General features: G+C 61.6%; 18 protein-coding genes. 3 read left to right on the top strand and 15 right to left on the bottom strand.

Annotated features, from left to right (window positions below; genetic code table 11):
• Positions 1-78 precede the first annotated feature (78 nt).
• The 11 genes from ACFRJ9_RS21795 to ACFRJ9_RS21745 form a co-directional block, all read right to left on the bottom strand.
• On the bottom strand, positions 79-408 hold the full coding sequence (locus tag ACFRJ9_RS21795; RefSeq protein WP_377672427.1) for an HNH endonuclease signature motif containing protein: 330 nt from the start codon (positions 406-408) through the stop codon (positions 79-81).
• A 68-nt stretch (positions 409-476) separates the two neighbouring features.
• A complete protein-coding gene (locus ACFRJ9_RS21790; protein WP_377672425.1) occupies positions 477-2564 on the bottom strand; it encodes a type IV secretory system conjugative DNA transfer family protein in 2088 nt (695 codons plus the stop codon).
• A gap of 110 nt (positions 2565-2674) precedes the next feature.
• On the bottom strand, positions 2675-3688 hold the full coding sequence (locus ACFRJ9_RS21785) for a single-stranded DNA-binding protein (RefSeq protein ID WP_377672423.1): 1014 nt from the start codon (positions 3686-3688) through the stop codon (positions 2675-2677).
• Positions 3689-3699: 11 nt separating this feature from the next.
• Complete coding sequence (locus ACFRJ9_RS21780; RefSeq protein ID WP_377672421.1) at positions 3700-4122, bottom strand: hypothetical protein; 423 nt, start codon at positions 4120-4122, stop codon at positions 3700-3702.
• 116 nt (positions 4123-4238) lie between these two features.
• Positions 4239-5690, bottom strand: a complete 1452-nt coding sequence (locus ACFRJ9_RS21775) for a hypothetical protein (protein WP_377672418.1) — start codon at positions 5688-5690, stop codon at positions 4239-4241.
• Positions 5687-7198, bottom strand: a complete 1512-nt coding sequence (locus tag ACFRJ9_RS21770; RefSeq protein ID WP_377672416.1) for an SCO6880 family protein — start codon at positions 7196-7198, stop codon at positions 5687-5689. Before ACFRJ9_RS21770 ends, ACFRJ9_RS21775 begins: the two co-directional genes overlap by 4 nt.
• Before the next feature lie 74 nt (positions 7199-7272).
• Positions 7273-8676: a hypothetical protein gene (locus ACFRJ9_RS21765; RefSeq protein ID WP_377672414.1), complete on the bottom strand. Its 1404-nt coding sequence runs from the start codon at positions 8674-8676 to the stop codon at positions 7273-7275.
• Positions 8677-8681: 5 nt separating this feature from the next.
• Positions 8682-9017, bottom strand: coding sequence for a hypothetical protein (locus ACFRJ9_RS21760; RefSeq protein ID WP_377672412.1), 336 nt, complete (start codon positions 9015-9017; stop codon positions 8682-8684).
• A gap of 77 nt (positions 9018-9094) precedes the next feature.
• Positions 9095-9757 carry a hypothetical protein gene (locus ACFRJ9_RS21755; RefSeq protein ID WP_377672409.1) on the bottom strand — a complete coding sequence of 221 codons (663 nt, stop codon included), beginning with the start codon at positions 9755-9757 and terminating at the stop codon, positions 9095-9097.
• A 17-nt stretch (positions 9758-9774) separates the two neighbouring features.
• Positions 9775-10863, bottom strand: a complete 1089-nt coding sequence (locus ACFRJ9_RS21750) for a transglycosylase SLT domain-containing protein (protein ID WP_377672406.1) — start codon at positions 10861-10863, stop codon at positions 9775-9777.
• A 7-nt stretch (positions 10864-10870) separates the two neighbouring features.
• Positions 10871-11530, bottom strand: coding sequence for a hypothetical protein (locus ACFRJ9_RS21745; RefSeq protein ID WP_377672404.1), 660 nt, complete (start codon positions 11528-11530; stop codon positions 10871-10873).
• A 658-nt stretch (positions 11531-12188) separates the two neighbouring features.
• Here ACFRJ9_RS21745 and ACFRJ9_RS21740 point away from each other — a divergent pair.
• The 3 genes from ACFRJ9_RS21740 (at position 12189) to ACFRJ9_RS21730 (ending at position 13709) form a co-directional block, all read left to right on the top strand.
• Entirely contained in the window at positions 12189-12491 is a 303-nt protein-coding gene (locus ACFRJ9_RS21740) for a hypothetical protein (RefSeq protein WP_377672402.1), read from the top strand.
• 26 nt (positions 12492-12517) lie between these two features.
• Entirely contained in the window at positions 12518-12808 is a 291-nt protein-coding gene (gene nrdH / locus ACFRJ9_RS21735) for a glutaredoxin-like protein NrdH (RefSeq protein ID WP_377672399.1), read from the top strand.
• An 82-nt stretch (positions 12809-12890) separates the two neighbouring features.
• A complete protein-coding gene (locus ACFRJ9_RS21730; RefSeq protein WP_377672397.1) occupies positions 12891-13709 on the top strand; it encodes a hypothetical protein in 819 nt (272 codons plus the stop codon).
• An 85-nt stretch (positions 13710-13794) separates the two neighbouring features.
• On the opposite strand, the gene ACFRJ9_RS21725 is transcribed toward ACFRJ9_RS21730, so the two are convergent.
• From ACFRJ9_RS21725 to ACFRJ9_RS21710, 4 genes are all read right to left on the bottom strand, one after another.
• A complete protein-coding gene (locus ACFRJ9_RS21725) occupies positions 13795-14499 on the bottom strand; it encodes a class F sortase (protein WP_377672395.1) in 705 nt (234 codons plus the stop codon).
• Positions 14496-14777 carry a hypothetical protein gene (locus ACFRJ9_RS21720; RefSeq protein ID WP_377672393.1) on the bottom strand — a complete coding sequence of 94 codons (282 nt, stop codon included), beginning with the start codon at positions 14775-14777 and terminating at the stop codon, positions 14496-14498. Before ACFRJ9_RS21720 ends, ACFRJ9_RS21725 begins: the two co-directional genes overlap by 4 nt.
• Before the next feature lie 329 nt (positions 14778-15106).
• Positions 15107-17854, bottom strand: coding sequence for a hypothetical protein (locus ACFRJ9_RS21715; RefSeq protein ID WP_377672391.1), 2748 nt, complete (start codon positions 17852-17854; stop codon positions 15107-15109).
• A 167-nt stretch (positions 17855-18021) separates the two neighbouring features.
• Positions 18022-18294 (bottom strand): LPXTG cell wall anchor domain-containing protein (locus ACFRJ9_RS21710; protein ID WP_377672388.1); only part of this gene is annotated, 273 nt, incomplete at its 5' end.

Genomic DNA, 18294 nt, shown 5'->3' with positions numbered 1-18294 from the left:
GGGTCTTCCTAAACTCCCCCCCCCCGCCGCTGCACAAGTGCCCGGATAGGCATCAGCCTATTGGTGCTGACCAGTACGTCATCCATGGTCATTCGTTGCCGGCGCACTCGAACGAAGACGCCTCAGCCTGGATACAAGCTGAAGGGTGGCCGCGCGGCGACTCATACGCTGATACCCGGAGGAGCGGTCAAAGACGCCGTGGAGGAGCTCGTGATCTGCGGGGCAGAAAGGCATGAGGTCTTCGAATCGCTCCTTACCCCCAAAGCGGTCGTAGGCCACGTGATGCAAATGCGCGGACCGGAGCGTCAGAGGCTTATCACACACGGCACACTGAGGTTCACGGCCTTTTCGTTCCCTGAACGTCAGAAACCAAGCCACTCTCAACTGCAGCCACTGCTCCGAGGTCATCCACGCTTTGTATCTGCGTCGGCGTACAGTCTCGCGAAGGGAAGTTGGCTGCCCCGTTTGCCGGGCCCTCACGTGCCGCTCCCCAGAATGCTCTCCAGCATTTCGTCCGAGACATCCTCCACGCCTTTGGGCTTTTGTTCCGGCGCCGCCGGACGCTCCGCGGCCGAACGGACCAACCCGGTGGGCAGACCCCGAGGAGCTTCAACGGCACTAGAGGGCACCGCAGGGCGGGCATCAGTTCGCGCCTCACCCCGAAGCGTGCCGGCAGGGAGAACGACAGCGCTGGACGGCAGCGTTGAAGGATCAACATCCGTACCCGCCTCAGCCTGTTGAAGCGTCTGAAGGTGCCGGAATTCGGCCACGTCGCGGCGGCGCTGCTTGCGTGCCTTTCGACGGGACACTGCAACTAGCTTGCGCTGCTTTTCAATGTCGGCCTTGGCTACTTCCATAGCTGGGCCTTGGGGAAGCTCCTTCCACGTCGAAGCGTGCAGCTTCATCATCTTGTGCCCGGACCTCACAAGCCATGCCTCACCCGGCCTGATCTGCGAGATCTCAGCCTCGGTCAACACTGACTTCTCATCATCCTGATACGAACGTGAATGGCGGCCGATGGAATCGACGCTTGTCGATTCCTTCTCCTCCGTTCGCATGCCGCTCAGAGTCTTCAAGGAACCAAGGTCCTTCGTATCGGAGTTGCCACCCAAGTGAAGCTTCACCGTCGCCGACGAGTACAAGGTCTGTTCAGTCTCGTCTCCATAAATCTTCCGCATCTGGGACCGCGACTGATAGACCATCCACGTGTTTACACCCGTTCCGCCGCCGGCAGAAAGCATCTCCGGGAGCGAAGGGATCTTCGGGAAGTTGGAAAGTTCGTCCAGCACCGGGGTCAATGGGGGTGACAAGCGGCTGTTCTCCGACACCGCTGCCAGCCGCTGGGCAGTCAGCCACACGTCCTCGATCACTGCCGCTGCCACAGCCCCGGCGGCTGAATTGGGAGTGCAGATAATATACAGAGTTCCACTACGCTCAAGCAGTTCCTCCACATCGATCCCTTCCCCCTCAGCTGGTGACAAAGCAGCCCGAACATGGGGCGAGGAAAGCCACCCCGTGGTCTTTTGCAGGTCCAGCCATATGTTCTGGAGAGTAGGGCCGGCATCGCCCGCCAGGAGTCCTTCAAGCTCATCAGCGAAGTCCTGATGAGCGAGCTTTCCGGCCTTCCGGATAGTGCTAACAGCACCCGACGCCGCCGACGTGGATACCGTCCACCGGCGCAGGTGTTCCACTCCATCCGGCAAAAACGCAGTGGCGTGCAACATGACCTTAAGAACTTTCTGAGTCATCGCCGAGAAGAATTTTGCCGATCCTTCAGATTCCGAACCATCAGAACCGGCCAAGCCCGCAGCCCGCTTATCAGCCACCTCGTGATCTTCACACCCTTCGGTCAGCGACCACTTGGTCCCGCCCGGAACACCAAGCGTTAAGTCCTCCAAATCCAAGACCGCAACCGGACGCCCGTCCTTCCCTCTCTCTTTGAACGTCAGGGCGAGGTTGTCTGGCCTGCCCGTCATCGTGGTCAACACAGCCCCCGGAGCCTTAATGATGGCGTTGTTCACGAAATAGAAGCCCTTGCCCATGCCCGGCACGCCTTCGATTCCCACCGTGTCGCGGGCATGAGCGTAGACAGGAACTCCCCGCACCTTGCCCAATTCAATGGCGACGTCAGTGACCCTAACTTCCTTGGCGTCCAGGTCAGGGCGAAGAAAGGACGCTTGCGCGAGTACGGCTTTATCACCAAGAGCCTTGGCTTCCTTGCGCCCGCCCAGACCTTTGCGCTTGTCTGTCCGTTCGTCCTTGCTCCCGCGTTTACTGAATTTGTCCCAAGCCAGGACCGCAGCGATGAAACCGGACACAGCGAAAACGCCGAACAAAATCCAAAATCCCACCGCCGTACCAGACGCCAAACCGAAAGCAGACACCGGATCGGGGACAGCCGCCAGGAGCCGGTGCGTGGACCACGGTCCACTTGCTGGTGGATGATTGGTGGCCAGCCCGACGATGGACGACGCTGCAGCCCCGCACGTCATTAGCCCGCCCACAGTGAGGACCACCCCCAGAACCACTTTCGGGCTGGGGCCGTTTGAAGAACTTTCACTCATTGCCGTTGTCTTTCTCTGCTGTGTACACCAAGGGCGCCGGCCCTTTCGGACCGGCGCCCTGAATAGAAACGGGCGGGCTATTGGAAGGCTTGTTCCAATAGCCCGCCGCGCTATCTGCCGTGATGGAAACTAGGGGCCGGGGAACGGCCAGGTTGCGGAGGAACGTTCACTTCTCGCGATCTGATGCCTGCCTGGAGTTCCTCGTCCAGGCTCTGTCGTATCCCGGCCGTCACTTCCTGAATCCTTTCCCGGCCTTCAGCCGTGTCCGCCGGAAAGACCCGCCCGGTTTGTTCTTCGTCCCCGTTCCACTGCTTCTGCTCATACGGAGAAAGTCCAAGCTCCTTGGCAACGTAATCCTCGAAGCGGGCATCGGCGGCAACTTTCGCGATATCGCCTAGGTGCTTGACCAGAAGCTGCGCGCCGAGCGGCTGTTCCAGGTATGGCTCCGAGAAGGGCCCCGCAGCTGCGTAGGCCCTGTCAGATCGTCGGTCGAAGTCCATGACCACGTCCCGGGCCCTCTCGTACCGGAGATTGTTCGACTCCGGTTCATGGCCTTTCACATCCAGCCTCAGCACATCCAGATGCCTTCTTACATCCAACTTCAAATCGTCTCCCTGCCCCTGTTCATGGTGCTCTCGATCCTTTGCACCTACCCCGGCAGCCCGCATCCCCGCAGCGAATCGCAGAGCCTTTGCCGCTTCCTGCTCCCGATCGAACGACGACGGCAAAGGTTCTTCTCTCTCCGCAAGGGCTTCAGTAACAGACGGTTCGGCCCGCTCGTGTGTCCGAGAGATCCGCTCAAGCTGCCACTGCTCGTCCGTGAGCCTGGGGAACACAGCATCCGCATAGATCCGCTCGCGCTGGACATTGCCCTTGTCTTCATAGCCGTGAATGTTGCCGTAGACGGCCACAGCCGCGCCCTTGCCCCAGTGATCCCGGGCAATCTCGGCCTGCTTGCCGGTCACATTAACCCAACGGTGGTCTTTGCCATCGCTGACCCAACGCCCTTCGCTCATCCGCAGGCGCTCGGAGACAAGCTGAAACGAGGCTTCCAAACCGTTCTCACCTTGCTTGATGGTGACATCGGAAACGACGTCACCATAGATGATCTTCTTCTCTGCCATGATCTTCCTTCCTAGTTGCCGGCGAATGCCGGCATGTTTTCCCACTGGCTCATCAGGTCATCCCAAGTCAGCTGGCCGATATGTCCGGTGAATACGTCCACTCCCCTGGCTGCGGCCAGCGATTCCCGAAGCTTGCGGGTACCGGCGTCCGTCGTACGGGCCAGAATGTCCCGACTCACTTGGACGTCCATTGAGCTGAGCCCTGCAGGCCTGGTGATTAGAGCCGTTCCTGTAGGTACAGCGCTGCTGTCGAGGGAGGCACAGATCCAGGCCGCTCCGATGTTGATCCTGCCGATGCTGGACCACCGCATCACCAGGCCTCGCGGGAGGATCTCTTCGACGTCGAACTGGGCAAGCACGGCCGCTGGCAACTCCACGAGCTCCAGGTGTCTTTGGCCCGGCACAATCTCCAGGACCCGGTCTTCAGGCAACATTTCCTCCTCATATTTCGGGCTAGCCCGTGGTGTGCGTCTCTCCAGCTAAGAGAGCACCGAACGGCACGAAAAAGGGCTGCACCTCAGAGGTGCAGCCCTTTACAAACCAGACTCGTCTAGCCAGTCATCGCGGCGTCCTTCTTGAAGAAGCGGTGCTCCTCGCGGGTCCAGTATTCGTGGCGGACTGTTCGTGGTTGCAGGCCGCCGATCAACCATGTCCCCACACCTGGGGGATGGTTCTGGATCCTGTTAAGGACCGTCTGGCTGATCTTCAGGTCTTGTGCGAGGCGGACGTGCTGGTCAGGCTTTTGCTTGTACAGCACACGGATCCCGCAGAGCTGGAACACTTTAGTGGCCAGACCACGCAATTTACTTCCTTCGTCGCCGGCCACGTCGCCGTCACCGAGGTGGTGGCTGATGATGACGTTGACTTCGCCATAGATTTTGGCCAGCCTCAGCCGCTTCTCCATGAACTCGACGATGGCCAGGCAGCGGAGGGGACGCCAGGCTTCCTCCCAGAACGTCCAGTGTTTGCCGACGTCCGGGTCTGACGCCCACGACGAGAACCACGCCAGCCCGCACGCCATTACGATCTCCATCGTGGCGTCGTCCCCCAGGAACGCAGACAGGTCAATGCTCATGATCGGAGTCGCAGCGTCTGGCACGTCCGTGGAAGGCCCGTCGAACATCCCTGCCAGATCCCCTCCAGGGCACACCCTGCGAAGACCATCGATGAGTTCTTTCAAGGCGGGATCCTTGAGGTCAATCAAACGAGCGACCACTCCCTGAATCAGCGGTTCCTCTCCTTCCGCGGTGACTGAGACCTCCATATCCAGGGCCGAGGTGAGACTAGTTTTCTCAGTGGAGTTCGCCAGGCGGCCTATCATCGCACCGGCGACCATCCCCAATGCCTTGATGCGTTCGGCACGGATCCGGGGGAACCAGTCCTCAGCGCTAACGGACGCCGGCTTGTGCGGGGCGGCAAGGAAGTTCAGTCGCTGCCTGCCGCCAGGCTCCAGCCTGAGCACCTTCCCGCCCAACGCCTGAACCATCGGGGTCCATTCCCCACGAGAATCCGAAGGAATGAAGCTCTTGTAGCCAAAAACCTGCCCCCTAAGAGCCAATGACTGCACGAGTGCGCTCTTGGCATGATTCTGTTCCCCCAGAACAAGCACACTTGAATTCGAAACCACCCGCTGGGACGCCAAATCCCACGGATCAAACGACCATGCCGCGCCGCCGGACTTCCCAACAAGCATCCCGCGCCCGGCGGTTCCAGTGTCACCAAGGAACAGGTTCGCTGTTCCAAGCGAATGCGAGGTCTCCGTATGGTGCCGGATACTGAGCCTCCGGCGGGACCGCCCCGACCACGGCTCGGCGCGACCAGCAGCAGGAACGGTGGAATTCTTCCACGCGCTTGATGCGGTCTTCGTCTTAGCCTCTTCATGGTCAACAGCCAACTGCTCCAAAGCTTTAGCTTCCAACCTGAGCCGCCGGCGACGTGCCCTTCGGTCCTCGGCATCAGCAGTGACGAGGGTGGAAACACCGCGGACAGCCTCCCAACTCATGACTGGCCTCCCCTGACGAACTTCTTACCCAAGGGCAGCGCTGCCATCTGAAAAGCCTGGGACTGCTGCCATTTGAGCAGCCGCATGCCCACAGGAGAAGCTTCCACCACGGTCGATGATGACTCTTCCAAAGCTTCAAGCGTGGGTGCCGACACCGCGACCAAACCGATGTAGTCGCTTTCACGATGGCCACCGGCGATCTGCCGGTCCCGTCGCTGCGCCTGGGTATCTTCCTGGTCATCATCGGCGTTGGAGAGCCGACCGCGCCGCGCACGATTCTCCTTCGTACCCTGTACCGCACCCCGTTGGAAGCGGATTCTGCGCAGACTTCGTTCCTTCTTCACCGGGTGGTGAAGGACAGTGACCGTCAAGGCGAGATTGGAGATGTTCACCAACGGTTCCATGAACGTCGAACTGACATAGTTTTCCGGCCACTCATCAATCCAAAAGACCCGATGGAACCCCGACTCCGTCTCCACGTAAGTGGTGTGTTCAAACTCGGCGACAGGCCCGGCCATCTCGATGTCCCGGCCCAGCCGATCCGACATTTCAAGCCGCACAGCAGCGGTCGGATCGTACGCCTGCCGAATGACCAGGGCAAGCCCTTCTGAGTCCAGCCAACCCGCAGGAGTGAGCCCAGCGTCGCCGGACTGCTTCTCGCACCAGCTCAACTGCGTCCGCATTACCTGCGCAGCACCCTCAAACCCGCCGCCCTTGCTGTTGATTTCCTTACTGGCCAACCCCAAGTCCAGGGTTACAGCAATCAGAGAGTCGCGCCCGCTGCCAGTTGGGCCGGCTTGGGCAACACCAACACTGTAGATACGGCGCGCCAGGGAATCTCCGGGAACGGAGCGCTGCTCAAACCATTCCTGCACAGCACGACCCGAATCAGGCGTTACGCGCACCATCGACTGGATGGTGGCAATACGGTTTGCCTTAGCCGAAGCCAGCAACTTCCCCCACCTGGCTGAGCGCACATCACGCTCAAAGGGCTCGATGTTCTCCACGCCTTCATGACTGACCCGTAAAACCGCAGACAACGTGTTGTCATGCGGATTCAGAACGTAGGCGCATCCAAGCTCAGGATCGATCAGCCGCTTAAGGGCAGCGCCACGACCAGGCAGATTCAACGACCCATCGCTGAGAAGTGGAGCCAGCTTTCGCTGAAAACGGTTCTGTCGCATAATCACTTTCCTTTGAAATTGAACCCAAACCGGCACCATGATCGTCAGCGCCTGCCGCTCTATCCGGCCCACACCCATCACAAGAAAAACCCCCGCGATCAAGGGCCACCGGAAAACCCCACACAGTGGTGAAGCCAGAACCAAAGCAATGACGGCCACCACCAGCGCCCGTCCTGAACGTTGGGCAAAGCACAACCACGCCATCCACATACCGAAGAAAAACAAGATGACAGCCGCCACTGCGCTCACCACGTTCCCGAACCCCGGAAGGGCAGGAATCAACACAGCAAGAACACCCGCAAACAGGAAACCGATCTGACCCACGGAGAGACCAAGCAAAACCCCCGCCCGACTCAAACCGCTGAACGTGGCCCTGTACGACTCAACCTGATTCGAACTCACAGCACGACCGCCTTTCCCGCAGTGCCAACCGCCGAAGAAGAAGTGCCAGCCGAGGGCAACTCGCCCTGCCCACCGGAACTTCCTCCCTGCACACCGCCGCCAACAGCTCCATCCTCACCAAGGCCGCCATCCTCCCCGCTGCCACCTGTCAGCCCCGGCCCGCCGCTATGCCCCGCGCCCGTTGCCCCGGGCCCGGCACCCCCAAAGCCTTGACCTTCTCGACCACCTTCCGGCGACGTCAGAGGCGATCCCGGCACTGGGGTTTGTTCGGTCGGATCCTGGTCGTTCCCCTCCGGGCCGCCATTGACGCTGGGAAGATCATCCGGGTTGACCTCTGCGTTGTTCCCTGGCCGACCGTTTTGGCCCGTCCCACCGGAATCGCCGCCTTCAGGTCCTCCACCGTCTCCGGCACCGCCAAAGCGCTCCCGAAGGTTCTCCCATACTCCGGAAGGGTTCTTGACCGCGTCGGCCGCTTTCTGGAACGCAGCGCCGCCGTGGTTTTCCACGGCGGCGCTGACTTCCCCACCAACGAAATGGAGCATCTTCCACACCATCATCGGCACCACGCACGCGATGACCAGGATGATGCAGGCCTGAATCACGACCCCGATCATCTGCCACACATCAGGGTTGTCACACTTGCCCCCCTCTAATGCGCCAGGGCATGCGGTGTTAAAAGAGTTGGCAAGCAACGCACCTCCAAGGGACATCACCAGCGCGGTCACGGGAGTGACCATCAACAATGTGCCCATGGCTGTAGCCCATCGGCCCGTCCACCTACGTGTCGGCTTAAAGGGCAACCCGGCCATCGCCCACGGAGCCATGACCGTCCCGAAGTACATTGAAACGGATCGGAATTGAAGCATCATCCACACTCCGAGGACCGCGCCCAGCGCAACCAGCAGGAATACCCCGCAGATGATCACGCCAGCGGCCCCCATGGCCAGCAAAGTACCGAAGACCGCTGCGAACAAGGCACCGCCGGCGACTGTAGCCGCCCCGGCACCGGCCTGATTCTCGGCCGCAGTCGCCTTCATGATGTCCGAAGCCAAGGTCGCCGAGAGCTTGTCCAGATCAGCAACAGAGCTATACAGGATGAAAGGTATGAACACCGCAGCAAGGAGACCAAGAACTGCCCGGGCCTGCTCTTCAGCCCCACCCTTGAAGAACGCCGTTAACACCTGTACCAGGAACAGTCCCAAAGCGATCGCGATCCCGATCGCAAAAGAGAGGCTGTAGACGCTCAGAACGCCTTGGTTGGTGAACTGGGGTGAGGAACTGTGCAGCATGAAATCCCACACGGCCGTGATGGCGTCGCCTAGGCCCTTGCCGATCAGCTTGAAGAAGTCTTCGATGGAGGACCCCACCGGGTCCAGAGGGTTGAAGGCGGGTATCCGCATGGTGGTTACTTCCAGTTCCTGCCGATTTCGTAGGCCCAGTTCGCCAGCGTCGGCGCCGCGCCGACGAGGATGGCACCTACCACGCCGCCGATAGCCAGAGCCAGACCCAACTTCTCGTGCTTGCTGTTCTCGGTTTTGAACTTGGCGACGCCCCACAGAGCGCCGCCACCGGCAATGGCGGCCACGGCAAGCCCAATTCCCCATCCCATGCCACCCGAAAGCAGTTCAAGAAACGAATTCCATCCGGGAAGTTTCGTCGGATCCGGCGCGGGCACTGTGATGACATCCTTCGGCGGAATCAAAGCAGTGACTGAATCGAGCATTTTGGCATGCGGTGACATCGTGTTGTCCTCTCGTGGAAAGCAAAAAGGTGGCTGTCCGGGAGATCCGGACAGCCACCTCAAGGGAGCACGCGAGGCTAAGGGACTTTTACCCGCGCGCTGGATATTTCCACCGGTTCAAAGCCGGAACGCTTGACCTTTATCCGGACATGCACTTCCTTGCCCTTGTCACCGGCTCGAAGAGTGAAGCTCCGCTGGTTTGCTCCCTCCACAGGCGCTCCATCTACGAACCACTGGATGTTCGCAGTCGTAGGCATCGGGTCCCAGCTGCCGAAATCAACACTCACGACCTTCCCCGCCGCCGCACCGGTGATCGAAGGGGGAACCTTGTTGACCATCGAAGGGAGGGGCTTCGTCCTCGGCGATACTGTCTGCCTGGGCGTCGACGCGGAAGTCGACGAAGGCGATGAGGAACTGGCGACCGCCGGAGCCACCGGAGCTGGTTCTGATGGGGTAGACGTGACGACGACGCCAATTGCCAGAGCCGCGGCGGCAACGACCCCGGCCACCACCAGCCACAGAACCTTGGCACTGGCAGGCTTGGCTGAACTGGCGAGTGGTACTTCTTGCTCTTGGGTCTCCAGTGTGTCCGGCTCCGTGTTGGCCTTCTGGTCTTCCGGCACGGGCTCGGTGAGCTCGTGCTGTAGCTGGGACAGGATCCGTGATTGCCGGAGGAACCGGTCATGGCCACCATCCGAGGCCTGCCCGGAATGTTCGATCATTGTCGAGTCGTTCTTCATCTTTGTCGCTTTCATGCTCAGGCCGGCGGCGGGTACAGGAAGGCACTAACTTGCGTCGCCGGCATGGTGAACTGCCCGTAGCTGTGGTCGTTGGGTAACCGGTTGTATTCCTCCAGAAGGACCGTCGCGTCAGCGTTCACGGCCGCGACGGTGGCCACATGGCCCATCGGTGACAACGGGCTGATATCGAACCACGCCACCGCGCCGACGACGGGCGTAGCGGACACCGGCCAACCATGGGCCTGCCACTGATTCCTCCACTGATACGCCATCCCCTGCCCGTTGAGCAGGTTGGCGTTAGTCCACTTATAGGGCGGGGCCCTTGAACCGATGTCGTAATTGAGTTTGTAGATCACCCAATCCACGCACTCCCGGTAATACATCCCGCTCTCCGGGTTAGCTGTCCCCGGCGCGCACGGTGTCGTATTGCAAAACGGTGCATCCTTGTGCGGGTAAATGTCCTGGGTGCCACCCGGGGATGCCGTGGCCTTGCAGGACCCCGTCCAATCCCCTGATCCCGCTTTAGCCTTGATCTTGGCCACATAGTTCTGGGTCTCACCAAACGGCGGGACTCCCCGAAATTTCTCCACTGCCCCAGGTCCGGCGTTATACCCGGCCAGAGCGAACGCCACAGGGTCTCCCCCGGTCTGCGCAGCAAGACCCTTGAGCTGGTTGAACAATGCCCCCATGTACCGGCCCTGCGCGGCGATGGCATCCCTGGGATTGAAGGGGTCCCCGCCATTTCCGTACGAGGACCAGGTCGCAGGCATGAACTGCGCTAACCCCTGCGCCCCTACCGGGCTGACGGCCCGTGGATTCCACCCGGACTCAGCCTCAAGTTGAGCGGCCAGGATCCCGGCCGGCAAACCGGACTCGGCAGCGGCTTCATGGACGTAGGCCTGCCACTCCTTCGGGGTATTGCCCCCTGTTGCGCTGGCAGCGACTCCCCCCGTCGCCGGGACGATCACACAGCTGCTGCCCGAACGACCTCCTCCACTGCCGTCTTCAGGTGCCGCCCACGACGGCATGATTGTCACCACCATCCCAACCAGCAGCAAGGGTGTGGCGAGAACCAACGCGAGGATCCCCGCGACGAGCTTCTTCATCGAGCGGCTACTGTTCCCACGCGGGCACTTCGGTCTGCGCGAAAGCAGGTGCCAACACCCCAGCGCCATCAAGACGTGCGCTACCAGGGACCATCGCCCCCACCTTCCAGGACGTCAGATCATTGATCCAGCAACCGACGGGAGCCTTTTCGCACTGGACGGCGATGGTCATGGAAATCGGCTCATCGAAGCAACCCCGCTTGTCCTGACCGATCACCGCAGCAAGATCCTGAAAAGCAGGACTAGCCCCCCGTGTGGCACCCGGACCAGCTGACGTGTTGGTGCACACCGTGCGGACGCCTTCGACGGCAACCGCGGACCGGGTGCCGGTACCTGGCTGGACCTTAACAGTTTTTGCCACCCACCCCGAATTGACCGTGGCGAAGGTCCGCCAAGCCCCGGAAAAGCAAGGGATCGGATGCTCCGTGCGGTTCTGGCACTTCCCATCGCTGGGCGGGGCAATCTTACTGATGTACCCGCGCAAATCAGCGCCGCCGCCGTCACCAAGCTCCATCACCGATCGCTTAACCACATCGGTGTAGTGCCACTTGTAGTCCGTCAACGCCCATTCCTTGGCGACTGCCTGACCGAAGGCACCCGGATCCGTGAGCACACCAACCGGGGGCCTATCGGCGACCGCAGGCGCGGACGGGGCCATCGTCGTCACAACCGGACTCGGAGAGCCAGGCGCCGCTTCAACCGGGCCCGTCACGGTCGGAACCGGCGAGACAGGCCCAGATTCAGGTCCATGCGCGGCCCCGGCTGCCCAGATGAAAACCGCCGCCAAACCCAGCAGAACAACGCAGCAACCGACAAGCGCGACCCAATATTTGGCCGGCCGCGTCCCGTCCTCATTGAAACGGAACCTCTTGCGCCGCTCAAACAACCTCGCCTGCCGGGCGACAAACGCCTCTTTCGGATTCTTCAACCATGACCGCAGACCCATACAAACCGCTCCTTGCGTGCTCTTCCACATCAATCAGGCATTCCCAACTTCTAAGAGCACCCACGACAGGAGTCGAACATGACACGGAGAACGAAAGGACGTCCGGCAAGCCGGCCGACAGATCCCTACACGCAGTCGCGTTCCGGCTTGCGCACCGTCCCCTCCACACAAGTCCCGGACGGGGGCTTTCGCGGCATAAACCGTCTTCGTTCCTTCGTCACTGCGCCTATCTATTCCACGGTCCCCCGCCCACGCCTGGCTGTGGAGCCTCTGGCCGGTGCACGACCCGGGCAATAACGGACAGGTTCATAACCTGCCCGGTGCCTCAACGGCACGCGACAACCACCAGGTGCCCCCACCTCATCGAAAGGACCACACCATGAAGATGCCCAAGCGCACCAAGATCGCACTCATTGCAGGCTGGCTATGCCCCGGCACCTGGGGCGCCGGAGCCATTTGCTACCTGGCCACCATTTCGTTCCCTGACCACAGCCCGAGACTTGCTCTGACGCTGGTCAGCCTCGTTGGCGTGAACTGGATCGCCGGAATGCTCGGAACCGGACTCGGGATCTACGTGAGCATCAAAACCAAGAACAAAGCCGTGATGCTCTCCACCACCCTGGCAATACTCACCTCTCTGGTCCCTCTCTTCGCCTACGCCTACACCGCAGCAACCCACTAACCAGCAACCACCAGAGAAGGAGCACCATGACACACACCCAGAACCACGACACCGAACCAGAACCGGTGACCGTCTACTCCACCACCAAATGCGTCCAATGCGATGCCACCTACCGCGCTTTAGACAAGAAGGGCATCAGCTACAGCGTCATCAACGTTGAACACGACCCCGAAGCAGCCCAGATGGTCAAAGCCCTCGGCTACATGAAAGCCCCAGTCGTTTTCCACGGAAACGATCACTGGACAGGATTCCGACCAGACAAAATCGAGAATCTCCCTACCAAACCAAGCCGCGAGAACGCACCCATACTGCACTGACTCGGCCCCACAGCCACTCCCGTCGTGATCCAGGGCGATGCCCGTAAGCCCTCCCGAACCGAACAAGAAACGAGAAGAACCAATGAAGAACCAGTCGAGCCCCCTGCTCGAAGGACTGAAAGACAAAGTCCGTTCACAGCAGGTCCGAGTGAAAGTAGCCGCCAGCGTCGCGGCACTGTGCGTGGCCGGTGCGGGAGTATGGGGTGTAGGGGTGGCCGTCGCCAACAGTCAGTCACAGCAGCCAGTTGCTGCGGTCGAAGTAGCCAAGTCTTTGGAGCCCTTGCCTGTTGTGCCGCTTGAAGAGTCCTCCGCGGCGGCGCCTGCGACAGCTGCCCCGTCCATTGCTCCGGGCCAGGCACCGGCCCCTGCAGAGACCGGCCCGGCAACCGAGGAAGAGCCAGCATCGGACGCCGTTGAACAACCGGCCGCTGAGGTCAACGCTGCAGCACCAGCCACCGGCGAACAGGCAGCCCAAGCCCCAGCCCCGCGCACGCCGGCGTATGCACCCCCCGCACCGGCACCTGCACCCCCCGCACCGGCACCTGCACCCCCGGCCGTGGCACCTGCACCCCCGGCCGTGGCACCAGTAGCCGCCGCGCCCGCTCCGGCCCCTGTCAGCCCCTTCATCGACAATTCCGGATACAACCGCACGTACGCCCAGAACCTGGGAACGATCAACGCGGCCAGGGCACGGCTCGGCGCTCCCGCCTTCGTTACTGTCACGGGCGCTTGCTCCGTCAAAGGCGCCGCCTATGGTTCGTCCCTGGACGGTGCCCAGGGCGCAATTCAGCACCAGGGCATCGTTGGCGGTGTTTTTGGGAACACGACGGGAGCTACATACTCTCCCGATCCCGCCGCGCCTCTTTCAGCCGGCACCCTGACCGTCTACCGCTGCAGCTAAGACCTTCGCAAAAAGAAGAAGCGCTCGTGGCCACGTTCTCGGCTACGAGCGCTTCTTTTCCGTACGGTAGCCCGGCATGCCGTGCTCATGGCGGACCCCCGACCGTGAGTGGTGTGGCAGCAACGATGGTGTTTTGGTCGTAGTTCAGGACCTCCCCATCCGGGCCTGGGGTTCCGGCGCAGGTAACCAGGACCAGCTGGGGGGTCCCTTCGATTTTGTAGGTATCGGCCGGGAGTGGTTGGCGCATGATCGTGCGGGAGGACGTGATCTTGTAGGTGAACTGTTTGCCCACTTGGTCTGTTATGTACACGAGGGCGCCCTTCTGGGCTTTGGAGAGGTTCCATAGTGCGCCAGGTGCGAGGCCTTTGTTCACGTGCCCTGCGAGCAGGGTGGTTCCTGTTGCTGCGCCGATCGGGGCAGCGGGTGTGTAGTGGCCGACTTTCTCGGCAGAGGGGATGACGATGTTGTTGGTGCCGGTTTTGAGGCCAACGTCGACCAGGACCGCCCGGATGTTCAGGGACGGGACGGCGACCTCCATCGGCCCCAGCACAGGAGGGGTGTCACCACCGGTGTAGGTGTCCGGGTCCGCTGGGGTGAAGGGCTTTTCCACCGCTGGAGCTTGCTGGTAGGTCGGGGGTACGCCGACGCCGAGGTATCCGGCGGTGATGGCAGCTGCAGCTGCGCCGGCCAGCAGGGCAAGCGTCGTTGCTAGGAAACGGCGGCGTGTCAGCGCTTTGCGTTGGGCCTGCCGGTGCCCGGCAGGAGTTCCCGGCGGTGGTACCGGGCTCATGAGCAGATCCGTAAGGTTCCGTCACGGGAGATCTGCGCCGTAAGGGCTTCCTTGCCTGTGTAGGTGACGTCCATGCTGCCATTGGGACGTTTCCGGTAAAACGGGTAGTGGTCGTTGAAGCTCTCCTCCGGCGTGGAGAACGCATCCAGCTGCGCGTCGTTGGCGCCAGCGGCCGCGGCGCAACTCCGACGGTAGACATTCTTGAAATCTTGAAGTTCAGAGGCGGATAGATCCGCGAGCAGTGAGACTGCATCCGCGTGATGAGCTGCCGCTGTCATCGGAAAAGTCCTACCTTCAAAGCATGGAGCGAGAGGTCGGTGTGTTCGAGGAAAGGTGCGATAGTCGGCAGACTCATGCAGAGGCACTCCCATTCGGCCTGGCCGCAAGCAGGGCATGTTGGTAAGGGGCGCCCTCCCATCGCGTAGCGGGGAGTGGCGAGCAGACCGTGGAGCAGGCGTTCGGCTTGCGGGCTGTTCCATTGTCCGAGGGCACGAACTGATCTTGCGCTCATCATTTTGTCCTTTCGCTGGTTACGGTGCGGGGCACCCGGCTCCGGTGGTTACCGGTTCCGGGTGCCCCGCATCATTGGTGCTGGTGGTGTCGTGGGTTAGAGCAGATCGCCCGCGCCAGAAGTGGTGTCTTCAGCGCCGTTCATGGCTGCTGCCTTGCGACGCTGAACATAAACACCGCCGCCGATGGCAAGCATGGCTACCAGGACGGCTGCGCCGCCGAAGAGCAGCGGAGCGTTGATGCCCTGCTGCGCGGTGACTTCACCGGTGTAAGCGACAGGTGCCGGCTGATCCGGAACCTGCAGCTGGGGCTTTTCCGGAGCAGGAGGAATGTCCTTCGGGTAACCGACTACGCTCTCTTCCTTCTCCCCGCATTTGCCCTGGTGCAGGACGGCGGTCTTGGCATTGCCCGTGCTGTCGGTGTACTTCGTGACGAGGGTTTCGATGTACCCGTAGGTGCCCTTGTCCGTCAGGGTGGTCTCTTCGGAGGTGTAGTCCCCGGCCTTGGTCACATCGACCGCTGCCTTGGACGCCCAGAAATCGTTCTGGCACACGGCCTGGACCGAGTCTGTGGTGTCATCGCCGAACTTGTAGAGCTTCCACCACAAGCTGGTGCTGACACCCTCACCGGTCGGGACGGTCCCGGTCACGGTGGCCTTGTCAGTGACGGTCACAGGCACGGTGCCGTTCGCCGAGGCCTGGGTGCTGACCGCAGGTTTCTCCACGGGCACTGTTTCGTTCGGGAGCAGTTCCTTGCCGTCCCATCCCTTGGTGGAGTCCGTCGGGGCGATCTTCTCGGACCAGTACAGATTCGCGGCCGCGTCCTTGGCCCATTTGCCGTTCATGATCGGTTCCCAGGGGACATCGACCGACGGGGTGTTGAAGGTGCCGTTGCCGGTGACCTTGGTCGTGACCGACCCGATCAGCTTCGCGTCTACCGGGGCCTTATCGGTGCCGCCCTTGACCGGTGCCGCCGAAGTTAGGAACAGGTCACTGGATACCATCAGTTCCTTGCCGGGCAGGTTGCCGGTGACTTCGATGACGTCATGGACCTTGCCGTTTTCGATGACGGAGGCCTTCGTGATGGCCTTCGGGACACCAACAGACACCGTCTCATCCGGCAGCAGTTCCTTACCGTCCCATGCCTTCGTCGTCGGCGTCGCTGCGATCTTCTCGGAGAAGTACAGGTTCGCCGGCTTGGTCGGATCCTTGTCCTGCTTAGCTTCAACCAGCTCCCAGGGAACCTTCACTCCCGGGGAGTGGAACACACCGTTACCGGTGACCTTGGTCGTGACGGTGCCGATGGTCTTCGCGTCCGCGGGTGCCTCGTCCACTCCGCCCTTGACCGGCGCGGCCGAAGTCAAGGTCAGGTCCGTGACAACGTCGAGTTCTTTGCCGTCCTGGTTGCCGGTGACCGTGATGATGTCGTGAATCATGCCATCAGCGTCGATTTCTGAGGCCTTCGTGCTGACCTGGGGCTGGTACTTCACGATCGTCTGTTCGCCCGGGTCGTTGAACCCTGCGGCCCAGTCGCCAGTGAAGTACTTCTGCAAGGCTTCGGGCTGGTTCGCCTTCTTGAACGAGGCCACCGGGTAGTAGAAGCCCGGCTTGTCAGTCTTCTTAGCCGCGGTAGCGGTCACATCCCCAACACCGGAGGCCGTCACCGTGCCGGAAGCGTACTTCACAGCAGTAGCAGGCACAGCAGCCGAGGGGGCCAGCTCAACCGGGCTGTAGTACCAGTCCACGTCCAGGACGACGGGAACGTTGTGGCCGTCCGCGAAGACCCAGTCATTGGCGTTTCCCGTGGAGGTGCTCACGTGCAGGACATCGGTAAGTGCTTTGTCCTCTTCCAAGTACACCGGCGCCGTGGAAGTCGCCACAGGCTGGAAATCCAGGACTGCCTGGACGTCAGCCGAGCGGAAACTAAACGGGGCCGTGGCACCGCCTGTCAGGACATCCTGACCACCGTCGATCGTGTAAGTCGTGACCGTCCCGGCCGGGCCGGTACCCTCAAACGCCACCGACACCGGGCCTGTGCCTGCGGCGGTGAACGCCGGCAGGGTTTCCCCGGATTTCACGGTGATGCTCGCACCGAAACCGTCCCAGACCGCGTTGGTCAGTGTCGCTGTCATCGGCACACCATTGACCTGGATACCGGTAGAGGACTTCAAGGACAGGTTAGTGACCGTGCCGTGAATGTTGTCGGACATGGCCAGCGCCGCTGACCCTGTGTAGGGGCCGGTCTTGCCCAACGCCGCTGCCTTGATCTGCGCGGCTTGGGCACGGATGGCCACCAACTGCGGATCCGTGGAGTCCCGCAGATTCGGGTACGGGGCACCCACACCGTTCCATGGCGTGTTGAAGCGCGGATCCGCAGCCTCGTGCACAAGATACGACAAGGCAGGGTGGGTGCTGACATCAGCCTGGTTATCGGTGATGGCCACGTTCAGCCAATCAATGGCCGCCGTGCCTTCCACACCAGGGATGAAGCGTGCGTCCTCACCCATCTCGAAGCAATAACCGCTGCCGTTAGTGTTCGGCACCAACGTACTTCCCAACCACATACCCCAATCCCCGAAAGCCCCGGCAGGGGGAACCTGGACAAGGACACCATGCAAACGTGTCCCGGGCTCATCTGCATGCGCAGCAGGGGCCGACGCCACAGCCAGGAGCGCCGGCACAGCCACGGCCCCAACACCGCTGAACGCGATGGTCGTCGCCAAAGCCAACGCCCCGGTACGTTTGGCCGCGCCTGGTCCAGCCGAGATCCGGCGAGAGCCGGCCTTCGCTAAAGCGTCGTTCCTGGAGAACTCCCCGGGATCCCGCTCCGATGGTCGTGTACTCAATTTCGTGTTCCTTACTCTCTTCAACCGGGCCCAGGCCGCGATGGGCACAGTTCGTCTGGGCCTGCGTGAAGGGAGCACACGCAAATGGCCTTGTTCCCACCACCGTGACGGTCCTGGGAACTAGGCCATGAACTTCCTACTGGAAGGTCACTTCCAGTAGCGCGCTTCTAGGACAGGGCATGGCGTCCCTTACGACGGCGCCCGACAGCAAGCAGGCCGCCACCGACAACCACAGCTCCAGCACTGAGGACAAGAGCAGCGGCAACACCTTCGGAACCGGTATTGGCCAAGACCTGCGGCGCCACGGACGGCGTCACACGGGCAGCCTGAACAACCGGCTGATAGCCACTTCCCATAGTGAGAGCCCCGCTGGCAGACCCAGAGACAGGGGCCTGCGCAGCAGGGATCCCCACAGCCGGCGCCACCTCCGGTACCTCGGT

It is taken from the genome of Paenarthrobacter sp. NPDC056912 (genome assembly GCF_042786555.1).
Lineage (GTDB): Bacteria > Actinomycetota > Actinomycetes > Actinomycetales > Micrococcaceae > Arthrobacter.
Note: the sequence above shows the minus strand (reverse complement) of the source record. Positions and strands in the feature narration are given on the sequence as shown.

What these genes read in the sequence shown, in the direction of transcription:
- ACFRJ9_RS21795 (WP_377672427.1), bottom strand. Translation starts at nt 408, where the DNA reads ATGACCTCGGAGCAGTGGCTGCAGTTGAGAGTGGCTTGGTTTCTGACG.
- ACFRJ9_RS21790 (WP_377672425.1), bottom strand. Translation starts at nt 2,564, where the DNA reads ATGAGTGAAAGTTCTTCAAACGGCCCCAGCCCGAAAGTGGTTCTGGGG.
- ACFRJ9_RS21785 (WP_377672423.1), bottom strand. Translation starts at nt 3,688, where the DNA reads ATGGCAGAGAAGAAGATCATCTATGGTGACGTCGTTTCCGATGTCACC.
- ACFRJ9_RS21780 (WP_377672421.1), bottom strand. Translation starts at nt 4,122, where the DNA reads ATGTTGCCTGAAGACCGGGTCCTGGAGATTGTGCCGGGCCAAAGACAC.
- ACFRJ9_RS21775 (WP_377672418.1), bottom strand. Translation starts at nt 5,690, where the DNA reads ATGAGTTGGGAGGCTGTCCGCGGTGTTTCCACCCTCGTCACTGCTGAT.
- ACFRJ9_RS21765 (WP_377672414.1), bottom strand. Translation starts at nt 8,676, where the DNA reads ATGCGGATACCCGCCTTCAACCCTCTGGACCCGGTGGGGTCCTCCATC.
- ACFRJ9_RS21760 (WP_377672412.1), bottom strand. Translation starts at nt 9,017, where the DNA reads ATGTCACCGCATGCCAAAATGCTCGATTCAGTCACTGCTTTGATTCCG.
- ACFRJ9_RS21755 (WP_377672409.1), bottom strand. Translation starts at nt 9,757, where the DNA reads ATGAAGAACGACTCGACAATGATCGAACATTCCGGGCAGGCCTCGGAT.
- ACFRJ9_RS21750 (WP_377672406.1), bottom strand. Translation starts at nt 10,863, where the DNA reads ATGAAGAAGCTCGTCGCGGGGATCCTCGCGTTGGTTCTCGCCACACCC.
- ACFRJ9_RS21740 (WP_377672402.1), top strand. Translation starts at nt 12,189, where the DNA reads ATGAAGATGCCCAAGCGCACCAAGATCGCACTCATTGCAGGCTGGCTA.
- nrdH (WP_377672399.1), top strand. Translation starts at nt 12,518, where the DNA reads ATGACACACACCCAGAACCACGACACCGAACCAGAACCGGTGACCGTC.
- ACFRJ9_RS21730 (WP_377672397.1), top strand. Translation starts at nt 12,891, where the DNA reads ATGAAGAACCAGTCGAGCCCCCTGCTCGAAGGACTGAAAGACAAAGTC.
- ACFRJ9_RS21725 (WP_377672395.1), bottom strand. Translation starts at nt 14,499, where the DNA reads ATGAGCCCGGTACCACCGCCGGGAACTCCTGCCGGGCACCGGCAGGCC.
- ACFRJ9_RS21720 (WP_377672393.1), bottom strand. Translation starts at nt 14,777, where the DNA reads ATGACAGCGGCAGCTCATCACGCGGATGCAGTCTCACTGCTCGCGGAT.